Source organism: Micromonospora sp. NPDC049089 (genome assembly GCF_040648775.1).
Taxonomy (GTDB): Bacteria; Actinomycetota; Actinomycetes; order Mycobacteriales; family Micromonosporaceae; genus Micromonospora.
The window spans coordinates 1-15,868 of the sequence record NZ_JBEZEH010000175.1 but is presented as its reverse complement, the minus strand read 5'-3'; the positions used below and the strand labels follow the sequence as shown (position 1 = coordinate 15,868).

12 protein-coding genes are annotated in these 15,868 nt (G+C 66.8%); 5 read left to right on the top strand and 7 right to left on the bottom strand.

Annotation, left to right across the window (positions count from 1 at the left end; genetic code table 11):
* Positions 1–140: 140 nt before the first annotated feature.
* On the bottom strand, positions 141–1,385 hold the full coding sequence (locus tag AB0B48_RS25325) for a DUF418 domain-containing protein (RefSeq protein ID WP_357205769.1): 1,245 nt from the start codon (positions 1,383–1,385) through the stop codon (positions 141–143).
* Positions 1,386–1,463: 78 nt separating this feature from the next.
* Between AB0B48_RS25325 and AB0B48_RS25320 the strand changes: the two genes are divergently transcribed.
* Positions 1,464–2,207, top strand: a complete 744-nt coding sequence (locus AB0B48_RS25320) for a TetR/AcrR family transcriptional regulator (protein ID WP_357205766.1) — start codon at positions 1,464–1,466, stop codon at positions 2,205–2,207.
* A gap of 78 nt (positions 2,208–2,285) precedes the next feature.
* Here the strand turns inward: AB0B48_RS25320 and AB0B48_RS25315 are convergent, their stop codons facing one another.
* Complete coding sequence (locus AB0B48_RS25315; RefSeq protein WP_357205764.1) at positions 2,286–2,633, bottom strand: GlsB/YeaQ/YmgE family stress response membrane protein; 348 nt, start codon at positions 2,631–2,633, stop codon at positions 2,286–2,288.
* A gap of 140 nt (positions 2,634–2,773) precedes the next feature.
* Between AB0B48_RS25315 and AB0B48_RS25310 the strand changes: the two genes are divergently transcribed.
* The 3 genes from AB0B48_RS25310 to AB0B48_RS25300 are packed head-to-tail and all read left to right on the top strand — an operon-like array spanning position 2,774 to position 4,671.
* The gene (locus tag AB0B48_RS25310; RefSeq protein ID WP_357205761.1) at positions 2,774–3,427 is read left to right on the top strand and encodes a hypothetical protein; all 654 of its coding nucleotides are present in this window, start codon (positions 2,774–2,776) and stop codon (positions 3,425–3,427) included.
* Positions 3,428–3,431: 4 nt separating this feature from the next.
* Positions 3,432–4,178: a DUF6357 family protein gene (locus tag AB0B48_RS25305; protein ID WP_357205758.1), complete on the top strand. Its 747-nt coding sequence runs from the start codon at positions 3,432–3,434 to the stop codon at positions 4,176–4,178.
* A 13-nt stretch (positions 4,179–4,191) separates the two neighbouring features.
* Positions 4,192–4,671, top strand: a complete 480-nt coding sequence (locus tag AB0B48_RS25300; protein ID WP_357205755.1) for a DUF6357 family protein — start codon at positions 4,192–4,194, stop codon at positions 4,669–4,671.
* 84 nt (positions 4,672–4,755) lie between these two features.
* Here the strand turns inward: AB0B48_RS25300 and AB0B48_RS25295 are convergent, their stop codons facing one another.
* The 5 genes from AB0B48_RS25295 to glgX form a co-directional block, all read right to left on the bottom strand.
* Positions 4,756–5,262 (bottom strand): hypothetical protein, encoded by a 507-nt coding sequence (locus AB0B48_RS25295; RefSeq protein ID WP_357205752.1) that lies wholly within the window; start codon positions 5,260–5,262, stop codon positions 4,756–4,758.
* A gap of 60 nt (positions 5,263–5,322) precedes the next feature.
* Positions 5,323–8,244, bottom strand: coding sequence for a hypothetical protein (locus tag AB0B48_RS25290; RefSeq protein WP_357205749.1), 2,922 nt, complete (start codon positions 8,242–8,244; stop codon positions 5,323–5,325).
* 869 nt (positions 8,245–9,113) lie between these two features.
* Positions 9,114–10,838, bottom strand: coding sequence for a malto-oligosyltrehalose trehalohydrolase (gene treZ, locus AB0B48_RS25285; protein WP_357205746.1), 1,725 nt, complete (start codon positions 10,836–10,838; stop codon positions 9,114–9,116).
* On the bottom strand, positions 10,835–13,141 hold the full coding sequence (gene treY / locus AB0B48_RS25280; protein WP_357205743.1) for a malto-oligosyltrehalose synthase: 2,307 nt from the start codon (positions 13,139–13,141) through the stop codon (positions 10,835–10,837). Before treY ends, treZ begins: the two co-directional genes overlap by 4 nt.
* Before the next feature lies 1 nt (position 13,142).
* On the bottom strand, positions 13,143–15,260 hold the full coding sequence (gene glgX, locus AB0B48_RS25275) for a glycogen debranching protein GlgX (RefSeq protein WP_357205740.1): 2,118 nt from the start codon (positions 15,258–15,260) through the stop codon (positions 13,143–13,145).
* Positions 15,261–15,575: 315 nt separating this feature from the next.
* Here glgX and AB0B48_RS25270 point away from each other — a divergent pair.
* A partial coding sequence (locus tag AB0B48_RS25270; RefSeq protein ID WP_357205737.1) for a glycogen/starch synthase occupies positions 15,576–15,868 on the top strand: 293 nt, incomplete at its 3' end.

Genomic DNA, 15,868 nt, shown 5'->3' with positions numbered 1-15,868 from the left:
GCCGGGGGGGCCCACCGCTCGACTGGGTTGCCGTGACGTGGGGGTGCCCCCGCCGCCGGCACCCCCCCACTTCCGTGAAGGCGAGTGGATCGTGGGCGGCGCGCGGGTGTCTGCGCGAGGAGCCTGCCCATCGCCGCATTTCAGTGGCGGCCCGCTGAGGCCGCCGAGTCACGATCGCGGCCGGAGATCACATCGGTCTCTGCCGTCTTTCCGTTCGTCACCCGTCGTAGCGCCCACTCGGCCGGCCCGTACCGGTAATGGCGCAGCCACCACGCGCTCACCGCGAGCTGCACCGCGTAGATCAGGAGTGCGAGCCCGGTCGTCCCCACCGGCGACACGCTCCCGGCCAGGCCAAGCCCGATCCCGCTGAAGATGAGCAGCCCGAGCAGCGATTGCCCCAGGTAGTTGGTGAGTGCGATCCGCCCCGCCGGTGCCAGGGCCGACCGCACGAACCCGAACGGCGGGCTGTGCATCATCCGCAGCAGCGTGGCCACGTACGCAGCCGTCAGCAGCGGCGCGGTCGCCGCGCTCACGCCCACGGCCAGCGGCTGGCCGTTGCCGCCGCCGAGCGCGTACACCAGACCGCCCGCGATCCCCACGGGGAAGCCGACCCACTGGATCCGCCGCAGCACCGGCTCGTGACCGGTGACGTTGGCGAGGAGTCGCCGTCGGCCGGCGACCATGCCGAGCAGGAACATCGCCAGCGCCGTCGGCCCCTGGAACGTCGCGGACTGGAGCACCAGGAAGGGAAGCCCGGAGAGGTGGTGGCCAATGACGTCACCCCATCCGCCGAGCATCGCGGCCGTCGCCTTCTCGGCGTTGGCCAGCGCCTCGGCTCGGGTCGGCAGGAACGCGGAGGAGTTCGCGAGGAGGCCGCTGGCCAGGAGGCTCAGCAGCACGATCCCGTAGAGCACGCTTGCGACGCGCACCGCCGTCCGGTCGCGGACCCGGCGCATCCCGAGCAGGATCAGGCAGACCACCGCGTAGGTCATCAGGATGTCGCCGCCGTACAGGAGCGCGGTGTGCAGGGCGCCGAGGATGAAGAGGCCGGCGATCCGGCGCAGCATCCGCGGCCCGAACGCGGCCCCAGCGCGCCCAGCCGCCTCCATCTGCAGCGTGAAGCTGTATCCGAACAGGAACGAGAAGAGGATGTAGAACTTCATGTCGACGAGCACCGCGGACAGGAACCGCGTCGCGTCGTCGAGGACCGACGAGAACGCCGGGTCCGTGATCAGGTTGCCCGGGTAGCCGGAGGCCATGAAGGTGATGTTCACGACGAAGATCCCGAGCAGCGCGAACCCCCGCAGCGCGTCGATGTCGTGGAGGCGCTGGCCGGCGGGTGCCCGGCTCGCCGTGGCGCCAATCGTGCCCGCTGACACGTCCATATGCTTCTTCTTCCGTCCGGCCCGACGACAGCGTTTAATATACGGGAGATACTATCCATGGGACACAATGCACCGTCAATGGCCGACGACGTGCCCGCCGACCTGGCGCGGCTCTGGCGACTGCCGACGTCCACACGCCGGGGCCGGCCCGCCGAACTCGACGTCGAGCGGGTCGTCGGCGCTGCGGTGGACCTGGCGGACCACGAGGGCCTGGACGGGGTGACCCTGCAGAAGGTCGCGCAGACTCTCGGCTTCACCAAGATGTCGCTGTATCGGCACGTGGGCTCGAAGGAGGAACTCGTCGAACTGATGACCGACCACGCCACCGGGTCCGCCCCCAGGTTGGACGTGGACGGCTGGCGTGACGGCGTGCATCGCTGGGCAGCGGCGATCCGGACCCGGTACGCCGAGCACCCGTGGCTCGTGGAGGTTCCGATCGCGGGCCCGCCCCGAGGGCCGAACGCCATCGGCTGGATGGACGCGTTCCTGCGGGTCCTGCACGACACTGGTCTGGATCCGAGGACGAAGGCAGGCATCCTCGTCGTCGTCAGCGGTTATGTGCGCAACGCGATCCTGCAGAGCCGCCAGATGGCGGCGGGCCGCAGTGGCACCGGGCTCAGCCAGTCGGACGTCGAGCAGAACTACGGCCTCGCCCTCGCCGCGCTCGTCCACCCGGAGCGCTTCCCCGAGGCTGCGCCACTGTTCGCGGCGGGCGCCTTCGAGAGCGAACCGGGAGAGGATCCAGAGGAGCAGGACTTCGTCTTCGGCCTCAACCTGATCCTCGACGGCGTCGAGGCGGCAATCGCGCGGCGCAACCGCTGAGCGTCACTGCTCGCCGCTGTCCACACCCCTCGGCACGCTGCCGCTAACCGCCATACGCCCGGCTCACGCTGCCGCCGATCAGGATTCGCGCTTGGCCTTGGCGCGACGGGTCCGCCGACGAGGCTTGTCGTCGCCGCCGGCCAGCCGGGTGAAGGTGAGCATGTTCGCCAACGCCACGGCGATGATCGCAAGGCCGACCTGGATCGCGAGCACGACCCAGTCCCAGCGCAGCACCCACACCTGCACGTTGGCCCCGTCGTCGATGTTGAGCGCCCGGGCGACCACTGTGCCCAGCACCGCCGAGCCAACGCCGATGACGAACGTGGCGAAGACGCCGATCCGCTGCCTCCCCGGCAGGATGAGTCGTCCGAGCAGGCCAACGAGGGCACCGATGAGCACCGCGCCGAGATAACCACTTACCAGCATTGCTGTCTCTCCCCTCCAGCAGTGCCGAGATACATGCCCGGATCTCACGTTGCCGGAAACCCCGCCCCGATCAGGGCCGCGGGCATGTCACCCTGACCCACTACTCTGGCGGAGCTTTCACCCCTGAACGAAGGAAACTCATGGCCCGCCCCTACAAGCCCGGCCCGAAGCAGTTCGTCTTCGCTGGCGGTGACGGCAACGATCAACACGTCTCGGTGGGCGACCCGCAGGAGGCGTACGTGGCGTTCTCCGCGTTCTTCCGGGGCCGAGAGTCCGACACGTACACCATCACCGACGAGCCGGCGAGGCAGCGCCTGGTGCTCATGCCCAGCCTGGGGGTGATCTCCCGGATCACGGAGGCGGACCAGCCTCGGTCGGAACACCTCCGGGTCGACAGGCCCAACCGCTACCTGCCGAGCGCGATGCTGTTCTTCGAGAACGGATATGCCGGCCTCGACCACTTCGGCCAGTGGCTTGCCGACCTCTCCGACCTCGACGCGTCACCGGAGGCGCGCGGTGCCGCACGCGCCGCCACGATCACGACGGAGGCAGCGGCGATCGAAGAAGTGGGCCGGATCTGGGCGGATTCCGGCTACGTCGACCCGACCGACAGCTACTACATCTTCTTCGACTCGCAGGACATCGACGATGATCGGGCCGACCGGGCGGAACTGCTCCAGTTGATCGAATTCCTCGGTCTCGAACGGGTCGACGCCCCGGCCGAGGCCGCCGGGGGCGAAGTCTGGGTGCGCTCCGACCCACGCCTCGACACCCACAGCGAACAGTGGTCGTGACGAGATGAGAGACATCGTCTTCACGCGTAGCAGCGGCTGGATCCCGACCGTCATCCGCGAGGACGGCGAGCTGAAGCTGATGCTCGGCGCCGGAGCCGACGCCAACCACGAGCCCCGCACGTTCACCATCCCGATCTCCGAAGCTCATTTTGCGGTGATCCGGGAAGACCTGGCCCGACACCTGCTGCTGTGGAGTGCGGTCCTACCGCTGTGCGAGGCCGCCGGGACCCGGGGCCAGCTCGACGAGAATGCTGCCGTCGCACTCCTGGACCCGATCCTGCTCTCCCCGCCCGCAGACGTCGACGCGCTTTTTCGGCGCATCCCGTGGGACCAGAGCCGACTCGTCGCCCACGGCGCCACCATCCGTCTCCTGGAGCACGGTCAGGTCTGCGAGGCGATGCGCACGGCGACGGAGGCGGCGAACGAGAAGCGCGCCCAGGAACATCACGCGGACCGCCGCCGCACCGAGCGGGGCGCGACCCTCGGGCCACTCGACGCGCAGATCCTGCGCTACACGGGCCAGTACCTGCACGGCGCGACCATCCCACGGCGGAACCCCGATGCCGTAGACCCCGCGCTGCTGCCCCAGGTCATGCGGGTGATCGCCACCGCCGAGCAGGCGTGCGCCGGGATGCGGATCGGTCTCGACCCACGGCGGGGACGCCGGGCCACTGACAGGCGCGACTGGAAGCGGATGGAGGCGACCGGTCGACGCGGCCGTGCGCCGCGCGTACCCCGGGCTCGTCGATGACGCGGTGCGGACGGTGACTTTCCTGATGTGCTCGGAGGCCGCGGACCGCGCCAGGAGCACGCCGCCGGAGGACGACGACTCCGGTGCGAGTGTGACGAAGGCGGCCCTGACCTTCACCGACGACAAGGGCGGCGAGAAGAAGTGGCTACGGGACGGGCCTCGCAGTGCGTCCGCCGAGTTCTGGGAGTTCGTCGCCGATCGCTCGGCCGGGGACAACGAGGTGTTCACCATCGAGGACGAGGAGATGGGCGAGGGGATCCAGCTGCAGTTCTACGCGGACTGCATCGCCCGGATCACGACGGTACGACAGGGTGAAGCCGGGTCGGACCCGGAGTACCGGATCGAGTACAGCCTGGTCGACGGGATGAGTGGCTACCGGCACCTGGTGAGCCTGTTCGTGCGCGGCGGCTACGCCGCACTCGACCAGCACAGTCCCTGGATGTCGGATGCCGCCGAATTTGAGCGCGCGCGTCGTCAGCGCAAAGCCCGGTAGTCCCACGCCCCTGGCGAGGTGCGTCACGGTGCCTAACTGCCAGCTCGTCGGCGCGAGGGCGCAAGGGCCGGTGGCCGGCGGCCGTCAGCGGGTGAGGCCGACGAGCGTCGCCAGTCGCGCCACACCGGCCGGCGCCGGCTGCGCGCGGGCGACATCGGCGATCACGGTACGCGCCAACGGCCGGCACCGAACCTCAGCCGGCGCGACACTGTCCGCGTCGACAAGCGCCCTCGCCGCCCCGCGAACGTCACCCAGTTGCAGGTACGCCCGCGCGACGTCGACCAGGTACGCGCCCCGATACTCGGCCGGCAACCGCCGCCACCCCTCCCGCCGCACCACGGCCGAGTGCCGTCGTAACGCCTCGGCAGCGTCCCCCCGTTGCGCCGACACGAGAACCCGGGCCAACTCGACGGCGACCGGCCCGAAGCTGGTGCGGTGCGTGTCGTCGTACCCCCTCAGGCTGGCGGCGATCCCTGCGGCCCGGTCGATCAGCTCGTCGGCGCGGCGGTGCTCACCGCACCCAGCGGAAGCTAGCGCGTCCTCCCATTTAGTGCGCCAATCTTTTCCGCCCAGATAAGGACAAATCTGCATGAGAGATCCTTCTGCGATATCAGCAGGAGAGTCGCGTCAAACCCGCCACGCTCCAGCCGCTTACGCCTCTGGAAATAGCTCCTTGATCACAGCAGTCAATTGCCCCGCGACGAAAAGGACCTGTCGCCGCTCTTCGACCAATCCTGCCATTCCATCGATCCATGGTCGCATCGCGACTGTCGCCTCAAGCAGGCTGTCAGGTATACGGGAAATGAGACCTTCGGTAGCCCGCCAATAGCCCCCCCAGACCAACACCCCGGCCAGCAGCGCAGCGAACTCTGGGGCGTCAACAGACGCCTGGTCGAGGTACGCCACGACGCCTGGAATGTCTACAAGTTCTGGGTATTGTGCGATGACCAGCGATAGAGGCCATAGATCCGAAGGCAAAAGAGCCTTTTCGATGACAAGAGGCACCAGCGTTGCGACATCCTCCATTGAGAAAGACTCAGGGCTGTTCGCAACAAAGGCGGCCAACAGCGATAAACTGTAGCCCTGCGGACCTTCGGCACCCTCCGCACGGATAAGCTCGCCTACGGCCTGACGGCCCCGCCAAAAGGCTTGGGGATCTACGTAACTACGGGCCGCTTGCCCAATAGCGTCAACCTCACGATCGGGACTCCCGATAGTGTAACTATTGCCCACCACGCCATGTCCGGCATTGAAGATTACTGCATCTATCCGAGATAATGCGAGCCACTCTGCGTGGACCACGGGTTGCTCATCTTCTTCTTTGCCCCGAATGACCACGAATTCAGGCTCAGTCCGAAGTGAAATGGAATTGAGAAAATCAGTGCCCAGACACCCCTGCCAAATCCGGACGAGCCTCACCCACCAGTCGATTGATCGAACCGGCGAGGCGCCAATAGACGATAATTTAACTGGCTCTTTCTCCACTTGAAGCAAAAGCAACATCAGGTTAGCGGTATAGATTGCGAAGCGCTCTACGTAGGTGCCCAATGATGGCGAATACGATCCGAATCTTCCGCTGCCCCAGCGGTCCTCGGCCGCACCCAATAGCAGGCGCAGGATGTGGCCGGAACGCGCCGCCTTGTCGGGGCCGGAGTGCAATTGCTCAATGAATAGCAACACCGCCGAGCCGCCCGAGATGAGGGTCTGATGCGATAGGAGCGCGTATATTCGGTCATCGTCCCAGTTCTGAGACAAGGGTCGATCTTTAGAGACCCAAAGCTCAGAAAGCTCCGCCGTGACGAGGTAGGCGATCAAATACTCACTGAAGGTCGAATGGAGGAACTCGTAACTCCGCCCCTCGATGCCTTCATCTGCTTCAGCAGCGTGAATAAAGAAAAATTTTCCGAGCACTCGCCGTGCGGCGCTCAGCGAAACGCCTCTCTGCGAAGTCTGCCTCTGCCGGGAGGCAGGATCAAGAGCGTGCAGATCTTCCAGCAGTGTTTGTTCTTCAATGTAGTGTTTCCCACGGTTAAACATTCCAAAGGCGGCGATGCCGAGCCGCCAAAACTCGTCATGGATTTGTGCCTCTTCACTGCCGGCTGGTTCGACATTTGTCGGCTTACTTAATTCGCGCCGGATGAATCGGCGAAGGATGCCGCCGTAGATTTGCGCAGGCGTTGAATCCTCGTCTACGAGAGGAAGCCCTTTAGGGACGCCATACAAGACGAGCAGCAGGAGCAGCAGCGGCTGGCGAGCCATGTCCCCGTATGACAAAACCGAAGCGGCTGGCGGAATGCCAGCCATATTGCTGTATTGCAGATGCGGATTCGCAAGTTCCCATATTTCTAACCACGAAGCTACCTGCTCAGATCTGAAATTCTCCAGCTTGATAACCAAGCAACCGTCGGGAATACGCGCAATGTCAGCCACCAGGGTCCGCGACGTTACAACGATCGCAACGGGCTCGGAGGTGACCGATTCGATGCGCTGAAACTCAACCACATTCTGTAGATAGTTTGATTCAGAGGTGCCAGAAGCTTGCATAAACTCGTCGAGTCCATCGATGAATAATACTCGAGTGGCACCAGCCGATGCTTCACTAAGTTCGGGCCAAGAAACGCGCCCATTAGTAGCCTTTTCAAGAACCGCGCTGACCTGCTGGTAGATCGGAGCGCGGGGGTCTGGCACTTGGCGAAGTGGAATCCGGGCAGCAGAGAAGCCCTCGCTACTGGAGAGGCGAGCCGCACACACTTTTGTGAACATACTTTTACCTGAACCAGGGTGTCCAAGGACCACTAATGGCCGTTCACGGCTTTGCGGTGCCGAGAAGTAGGATGCCAAGAAAGCGTCCAGATCGTTTTCCAAGAACGTCGTACGGGCCCACCAAGTCTCGTTGGCAGGCTTAGCGTCGCTGCTCATGACCATCCAACGAAAGGGCGGGCTGAGGTAGCCCTCCTCGACGGTTGGCACCCTTAGCTCGACAAGGTCATCAGAAACGCCAGCTGCAACCAACGGCTCATTCAATATTGCACGGTTGAAGTCGGCGCTGACCCGTCGGACTTGATGTGCCTGTTGCTGCGCCGCCCCGGCCAGAGAGACCATTAAGCGTTCCAGCCGAACCAGAGACTCCCTCGTTTGGCCTGCCAGTGCCTGAGTTGCCGCATGTTCACCGAGCATCGCCCAGATCTCGAACTCTCGGACCTCTGCGGCTAACTGCTTGTATTCTGCATCGTATCGACGTACCGCGCGCTTTGTTATATCCTCAATCAACGGCTGCGCAGGACCAACTGCCTCAGCCCTGCCCCAAACGGCGAAGCTCTGGAAGAATTTTATGGAAAGCGCAGCAAGCTCTTGGTACAGAGAAGTGACAGAGGTATCTTTGTTCGATTGATATCCGCACGCAGCCCATGGAAGTGGAACTTGCGCCGTGTCCAGCGCCTGCGCTAATTGTTTTTGAGCCATCGAGGCGACGGCTCGATCAGTCAGGCGTTGCTTGTCATCGTCACTCAGGTCGATCTTATCGAATACCGGACCGAGGATTTCGCGAATAGCGGCGAAGAAGGCGCCATACACTAGAGCCGTATGGGTCGCGGCAAGAACGCTAGCGCGTTCGGGTGATCGCCTACCGCCAAGCCGCTGACGGCCTGACGTTACGAGTTTGCGAAGAAGATCGACAACTTCGTTCTTTTGGTCGACCCATCCCCAAGCTGCCAGGACGACGCCCGACCCAGTGGCTAGGCCAACCGGCCCGGCCGCTATCACCCCGATACCAAGGAGCGTGGCCAAGGTCTTGGCCCATCTGTCGTCTGGACCAGACAGAATCGTACGTGCACCTTCCAGACTATAGGGAGAAACAGCCATTTTGCCCGCCTGCCGAAGGTTCCGAAGTGGCGATCACCGATCTCTTCAATTCGATCACTTCGATCCTAGAAGGTCAAGGCCTGATCACCCAGAGTTAGTCCACCCGTCCCGCAGACAACAGTGCCCGTTCGTGGACAATGCGGAGTCCTTGCGGGGCTCGGACGTGCCGGCGAAAAGCGCCCTTTCGCCGTCGAGCACACCCGGTTGCCTGAGATTCATCGGTAGACTCGGCAAAATCTCAATCGTCGGAAAATGCGTGAATGTTCTACCGACCGTCGTGGTGATCGGCTGGTAGAAACGTTCCGGCGATGAAGACCGGCCCCTTGGCCTGGTGCCGCTGAGTAGGTCCGGTGTGAGGTCAGAGCCAGAACCATAGCCCGTTGATTCGTCGACACCCAGGCCGCACGCATAGGCTCGCCCGTAAAACTTTAGCGGCTTACGACGAAAACGTGGAGCGGCTCCGACGAGCATCGTCAACGGCCAGACCTCGGCAACCGCACAGCCGGCTCAAAGGCTCACCCTTTCAGCGGCGTACGCCCCACTCAGGTTCATGACCTTCACGCGTGTGGGAGCGATGTCGCTCAGAGCGCCACGATCGCCGCAGTCTCCGCCGGCAACTGGATCCGGTCCCGCATCACGGTGACGCCCTCCTCCGTAGCCAGGAGCACTCGCCGCGCCACCCCGGGCAGCGACACCCCCTGCCCCCGCCCAGCAAAGTTCGCCACCACCAGCGTGTCCCCCCGCCGCATCACCAGGAACTGGTCCCCGTGCTGCACAGACACCTCGTGCATCCGAGGATCCGACAGGTCCGAAGTTGAGCGTCGCAGAGCGATCAACCGCTGGTAGAACGACAGCATCGAAGCGTGCTCGGGCTTGTCCAGCTCGGCCCAGTCCAACCGGGACCGTACGAACGTCTCCGGGTCCTGCGGGTCCGGCACGTCCCCTTCCGGCCACCCGTGCGACGCGAACTCCCGCCGCCGCCCGTTCCGCACCGCAGTGGCTAACTCCGGCTCCGGGTGCGAGGTGAAGAACTGCCACGGCGTAGAGGCAGCCCACTCCTCCCCCATAAACAACATCGGAGTGAACGGAGCCGTCAACAGCAACACAGCCCCAACGCGGAGCAGCGAAGGCGACAACGAGGCAGAGATCCGATCCCCGGTAGCCCGGTTCCCGATCTGGTCATGGTTCTGCAGGTAGGCGACCAGCCGATGCCCCGGCACCCGCGAATCCAGAGGTCGCCCGTGGTGCCGGTTACGGAAGCTCGACCACGTCCCCGCGTGGAAGAACCCACCCGTCAGCACGTCCGACAACGTCTCCAGAGAGCCGAAGTCGCCGTAGTACCCCTGCCGCTCCCCCGTCAGCAACGTGTGCAGCGCGTGGTGGGCGTCGTCGTTCCACTGGGCGTGCAGCCCAAACCCGCCGGCCTCCCGGGGCGTGATGAGCCGCGGGTCGTTGAGGTCCGATTCGGCGATCAGCGACAACGGCCGCCCGAGGTGCGTCGACAGCGACTCGACCTCGATGGCCAGCTCTTCGAGCAGCGGGATCGCCCGGGTGTCCGGCAGCGCGTGCACGGCGTCCAGGCGTAGGCCGTCGACGTGGTAGTCGCGCAGCCACATGAGCACGCTGTCGATGATGTAGCGGCGTACCTCGTCGGAGTGCGGGCCGTCCAGGTTGACCGAGCGGCCCCAACTGTTGCTCTGCTCGGCGAGGTACGGACCGAACTGCGGCGCGTAGGCCCCGGAGGGCCCGAAATGGTTGTAGACAACGTCGAGGATCACCCCCAACCCGCGAGCGTGGGCGGCGTCGACGAACCGTTTCAGGCCGTCGGGGCCGCCGTAGGGCTCGTGGGGGGCGTACCAGCAGACGCCGTCGTACCCCCAGTTGTGTTCGCCGTTGAAGGCGTTGATCGGGAGCAGCTCGATCAGGTCGACGCCCAGGGAGACGAGGTGGTCGAGGCGGTCGATGGCCGCGTCGAAGGTGCCGTCCGGGGTGAAGGTGCCGATGTGCAACTCGTAGAGGATGCTGCCGGGCAGCTGCCGGCCCGTCCACGCGCTGTCGGACCACGCGTAGGCAGCGTGGTCGTAGCGGCGGCTCGGCCCGTGCACTCCCGCAGGTTGCCACGGGGACCGGGGGTCGGGCAGTGGGGTTTCGTCGTCGTTCAGCAGAAAGGAGTAGTCGGGGCCGGCATCGGGCACGTCGACCTGCCACCAGCCGTCTGCGGCGGTGTGCATCTCGTGGTCGGTGTCGCCGGCCAGGCGCAGCCGCACCCGGATGGCGTCCGGTGCCCAGACGGAGAATTCGGTCATGAAACGGCCTCCTCGGCAGCGGTGGGAGGAGCCAGCAGAGCGACGGGGTAATCGGCCAGGAGGGTGTCCAGCGGCGTCTCTCCGCCACTGTAGACCCGCCCGGTGAACAGGTCCTTCATCTCGTGAACGGGAAGTGACAGGGCTGTGTCACACCACCCGCCGACACGTGCCAACCCGAGCGGCAGTCGGGTCGCCACGGCGATCACGCCGCCCCGGTCGAAGGCCACCGCGTGCCGGCTCACCGGCCCCTGCGCCGGGAGCGGCCGGTAGGTGGTGAACAGCTCCGGGTGCGCGCGGCGCAACCGCAGGGTCCGCGACACGACGAGCAGCTTCGCCGCTCCGTCGGTGTCGACCGGGGGACGCCAGCCGCCGTCGATGCGTGCCAGCATCTCTCGGCGTACGTCGAAGTCGACAGGGCGGCGGTTGTCGGGGTCGACCAGGGAGTTGTCCCACAGCTCGGTGCCCTGGTAGGTGTCCGGCACACCGGGCATGGTGAGCTGCACGAGCTTCTGCCCCAGCGAGTTGGACCAGCCGGCCGGGGTGATCGCGGCGGCAAGTTCGGTCAGCTCGTCGTGCAGGCTCGGGTCGTCGTACATCCTGTCGACCACGTCGTGCAGCGCCTGCTCGAAGGCCGGGTCCGGTTCCGCCCAACTGGTCGAGGCCCCGGCCTCCCGGGCGGCCTTCTCGACGTACGCGTGCAGCCGCTCGCGTTCGATCGGCCACGCGCCCACGGCGGTCTGCCAGAGCAGGTGGGCGAACGCCGGGTCGGGCAGCGGCGCGTACTCCATCCAGCTCTTGACCTGCTCCGCCCAGCGGCCCGGCAGTTCGCTGAGCACGGCGAGGCGGGCGCGGACGTCCTCACCACGTTTGGTGTCGTGGGTGGAGAGGGTGGTCATGCTGGCCGGCCAGCGGACCTGCTGGGCGGTGGCGAAGCGGTGGAACTCCGCGGGTGGCACGCCGAAGCGGACCGGGCTGTCACCGACCTCGTTGAGCGCCACGAACCGGGTCCACCGGTAGAAGGCGGTGTCCTCCACGCCCTTGGCCATCACGGCGCCGGTGAGCTGCGGGAACCGCATGCCCAGCTCGTCGTCGGGGTTGCGCAGCCGGCGGGTGACCGCGTCCAGGGCGCCGGCCAGGTCGGGGCGGCGGCGGCCGGCCTCGGAGCGGGCGGCGGCGAGCAGCCGGGCGCCGTGCGGCGGGTAGCCGCGGTAGACGGCGAACGCGGCGGCCAGCTCGGCGAGCGCCGCGCGGGCCTGCTCGGTCGGTACCTCGGGGGCGAGGGCGGCCAGCCGGGTCAGCTCGGCGGCGAGCAGCCGGGTGGCGGCGGCCAGTTTGGTGGCGTGGGTCAGGTCCTCCCAGGAGGTGTGCCGGCCGGTCACGTGAGTGTCCAGCACTGTGAAGTCGCCCTCGGCGTCGATGTCGATGAAGAGCCCACCGGCCATGGCCAGGGCGTCGTAGCCGGTGGTGCCGTCCACCGGCCAGTCCGGCAGCTCCTCGCCGTACTCCAGGATCTTCTCCACCACGAGCCAGGCGTCCGGTGCGGCCTCCCGCAGGCGGGCCAGGTAGCCGGCCGGGTCGCGCAGGCCGTCGGGGTGGTCGACGCGGATGCCGTCGACCTCCCCGGCGGCGGCCCAGCGCAGGACCAGCTCGTGGGTGGCGGCGAAGACCGCCGGGTCCTCCACGCGCAGGCCGGCCAGGCCCGCGATGGCGAAGAACCGGCGGTACGTCAGCTCGGCGTCACCGCGCCGCCAGGAGATCAGCTCGTAGTGCTGCCGGTCGTGGACCTCCCGGGCGGTGCCGTCGCCGGTGCCGTCGGCGACCGGGAAGCGGTGCTCGTGGTAGCGCAGCTCCCCGTCGACGAGCGTGAGGTCGTCCAGGGCGGCCGGGTCGTCGGCGAGCACCGGCAGCAGCAGCCGGCCCCGGTCCCAGTCGATGTCGAACCAGTCGGCGTACGACGAGTCGCGCCCCCGGCGCAGCACGTCCCACCAGGCCGGGTTGGCGGCCGGGACGGCGACCCCGGCGTGGTTGGGCACGATGTCGACGACCAGGCCGAGCCCTCTGTCACGTAGGGCGGCCAGCAGCCGCTGCCGGGCGGCCTCCCCGCCCAGTTCCGGGCTGACGGCCCGGTGGTCGACCACGTCGTAGCCGTGCTGGGAACCGGGGGTCGCGGTCAGCAGCGGGGCGCTGTAGAGGTGGCTGACGCCGAGGTCGTCCAGGTAGTCGACGATCGCGGCGGTGGCGTCGAGGTCGAAGCCGGGGCGGACCTGGATCCGGTAGGTGGCCTTGGGAGGGGTGGCCGGCATGTCAGATCATCCTCTCCAGCACGACGAGGGACCGGTCCGGCACCCGGATGGTGCCGCCCGCGCTGATCACCGTGGCGTCGTCCGGCTGGGGTTCGGCGGTGCTGATCACCCGTTCCCACTTCTGGCCGTACTCACTGCCGGGCATGGTGAAGTCCAGTGGCGCGTCGTGGGCGTTGAAGCACAGCAGGAACGACGCGTCGTGGTGTTTCTGGCCGTACTGGCCGCGCTCGCGGATGCCCTCGCCGTTGACGAAGAGCGCGACCGAACGGCCGAAGTCGTTGCCCCAGTCCTCGCCGGTCATCTCCCGCCCGTCCGGGGTGTGCCAGGCCAGGTCGGGCAGCGGCTCGTCGATGCCGCGCCCGTTCACCGGCAGGCCGGTGAAGAAGCGGCGACGCCGGAACACCTGGTGACGTTTGCGGAACGCGGTGAGCGTCTGCACGAACTCCAGCAACTGCTCGTCGACGTTGTCCCAGTCGACCCAGGCCAGCTCGCTGTCCTGGCAGTAGACGTTGTTGTTGCCGTGTTGGGTGCGACCCAGCTCGTCGCCGTGGCCGATCATCGGCACGCCCTGCGACAGCATCAGTGTGGCCAGGAAGTTGCGCCGCTGCTTGGCCCGCAGGGCGAGGACCGCCTCGTCGTCGGTGTCGCCCTCGACCCCGCAGTTCCAGGAGCGGTTGTGGCTCTCGCCGTCCCGGTTGTCCTCGCCGTTGGCCTCGTTGTGCTTGTCGTTGTACGACACCAGGTCGTTGAGGGTGAACCCGTCGTGCACGGTGACGAAGTTGATGCTGTGGAACGGTCGGCGGCCGTCGTCCTGGTAGAGGTCGGCGGAGCCGGAGATGCGGGACGCGAACTCGGCGAGGGTGGCCGGCTCACCGCGCCAGAAGTCCCGCACGGTGTCGCGGTACTTGCCGTTCCACTCCGTCCACAGTGGTGGGAAGTTGCCCACCTGGTAGCCGCCGGGGCCGACGTCCCACGGTTCGGCGATCAACTTCACCTGGCTGACCACCGGGTCCTGCTGCACCACCTCGAAGAAGGTGGAGAGCCGGTCCACCTCGTAGAACTCGCGGGCCAGGGTGGCGGCCAGGTCGAACCGGAAGCCGTCGACGTGCATCTCGGTCACCCAGTAGCGCAGCGAATCCATGATCAGTTGCAGGGAGTGCGGGCTGCGTACGTTGAGGCTGTTGCCGGTGCCGGTGTAGTCGACGAAGTAGCGCCGGTCCTCCTCGCTGAGCCGGTAGTAGCTCGGCGCGTCCACGCCCTTGAAGCTCAACGTCGGCCCGAGGTGGTTGCCCTCGGCGGTGTGGTTGTAGACCACGTCGAGGATGACCTCGATGCCGGCCGCGTGCAACGCCTTGACCATGCCCCGGAACTCCTGCACCTGCTGGCCGGTCCGGCCCAGCGCGGAGTAGCCGTGGTGCGGGGCGAAGAAACCGATGGTGTTGTAACCCCAGTAGTTGCGCAGCCCCAGGTCGTTCAACCGGTGGTCGTGGATGAACTGGTGCACCGGCATCAGCTCGATCGCCGTCACCCCGAGCCGGGTCAGGTAGTCGATCATCGGCGGGGAGGCGATGCCCGCGTACGTGCCCCGCAGCTCCTCCGGGATGTCCGGGTGCCGCATGGTCAGCCCACGGACGTGGGCCTCGTAGATCACCGAGTGGTGGTAAGGGGTGCGCGGCGGCTTGTCGTTGCCCCAGTCGAAGTACGGGTTGACCACCACCGACTTCGGCATGAACGGCGCCGAGTCGGTCTCGTTCATCCGCTCCGGCTCGTCCATGTCATAGTCGTAGACCGCCGGGTCCCACTGGACGTCACCGTCGATGGCCTTGGCGTACGGGTCGATCAGCAGCTTGTGCGGGTTGCAGCGCAGCCCGTTCGCCGGGTCGTACGGGCCGTACACCCGGTAGCCGTAGCGCTGCCCCGGCTCGATGCCCGGCAGGTACGCGTGCCACACGTACGCGTCCACCTCGCGCAGCTCGACACGGCGCTCCGCGCCGGTGTCCCACTCGTCGAAGAGGCACAGCTCGATCCGCTCGGCCACCTCGGAGAAGATGGCGAAGTTGGTGCCCATCCCGTCGTAGGTGGCGCCCAGGGGATACCGCTCGCCCGGCCAGACCTGCATGTCGCTCCTTCAACCCATGGTGATGTGCGCACCGGCCGAGACCGCCCGCACGCAAGCAGGTAGTGCCCCCGGCCCGGGCGCGCCAATCCATCCTTCCAGGCGCTGCCCGGAAACCACCCGTCTGAGCGTGCAACACCACTCAGGTGTCCTCCGTCACGATGACCCTTTTCGAGGTGCGTTCTCGAGCCGGATGGACTTTCCTTGATCGGGGACAAGCGTTCGCGCGTGCCCGCCAGGCCCTCGGCCACCCCTTACACCTCTCGCTCCGCCGCCACCGACGCCGGCGCGCACCACCATGCACGGACGGAGATTGATGTGACGACCCTGCGGGTCGACGAGCAGCTCGCTGCCACCAAGGACCGGGCCCACCGGCCCACCCTGACCTCCCGGCCCCAGCTCCCGACCCAGCCCGGTCTTCCCGCGCCGTCCGGCCTGTCCGCGCAGCCCGGCGCGGTCGTGCCGGCGCAGCCCGGCCCCGGGGTGCCCCCGCAGACCCGTCGCATCCTCATGCTGTCCTGGGAGTACCCGCCGGTGCTCGTCGGCGGCCTCGGCCGACACGTGCACGCCCTCTCCGTCGCCCTCGCCGCCGCAGGCCACGAAGTCACCGT